At 63.1% G+C, this 861-nt stretch carries 1 protein-coding gene; it reads left to right on the forward strand.

What is annotated here, in order from left to right; translation table 11 throughout:
- On the forward strand, positions 1–521 hold a 521-nt coding region (locus tag C487_RS09210), incomplete at its 5' end, for a cytochrome c oxidase subunit II (RefSeq protein ID WP_006185469.1).
- Between the last annotated feature and the right edge of the window lie 340 nt (positions 522–861).

Genomic DNA, 861 nt, shown 5'->3' on the forward strand with positions numbered 1-861 from the left:
CCGCCGCGACGGCGCTCATCCTGCTCTTCGTCGGCCTTTCGGGCTATAGCGTCCTCGTCAATCCCTACGTATCGCCCTCTCAGGCACTCGAGGGCGACGACCGCAGTCAGGAGGGATTCGACTCGTTCGACGATCTCCCCGAAACCGACGACGAGGAGATACACGTCCGCGGCTACCAGTGGGAATGGCAAGCGACCTACCCGGGGTCGAACGTCACGACCGAAAACGAACTCGTGCTCCCGGCCGATCGAAACGTCACCGTCTGGCTCACCAGTGACGACGTCGTCCACTCGCTGTTCGTCCCTGATCTGGGTATCAAACAGGACGCCTTCCCCGGCGAATACACCCGTTCCCGGACCATCGTCTCCGAACCGGGCCGCTACAACGCGGTCTGTTCCGAATTCTGCGGTGCAGGCCACTCGCGAATGGACGCCACGGTCGTCGTCGTCGAACAAGCCACCTACGATCGCTGGCTCGCCGAAAACGAGGACACCGTCACCGACGCACCGGAACCCGGCTAAGACAGCCCCAGTCTGTAAGAGTTAAACCGGACACCGACCTAGAGACATTGCGTGCCTTTAGTCCCCGTCCGAGCGAACCCATTCGGGTGCGATGACAGTACGGCGAACCCGGGCACGCAACAGTCGTTCCGGGGACCTCCCACGAGTTCCCCCGCCCGGCACGAGGGTTAGCCAGCCGACGCGGCACGCCGCCACGGGATGAGGCTGGACGTTAGTGTTCCGGGCGCACATTTCTGAAACCGTACCAGTGACGGTGCCGCGAGTGTCACCCGTGACCAATCTCTCGGGCCGTGTCCGGTCGTCCCGTCTCTCGAAACCCGCTCATATCTGTCGATCCACC

Source organism: Natrinema pallidum DSM 3751, from assembly GCF_000337615.1.
Taxonomy (GTDB): Archaea; Halobacteriota; Halobacteria; order Halobacteriales; family Natrialbaceae; genus Natrinema; species Natrinema pallidum.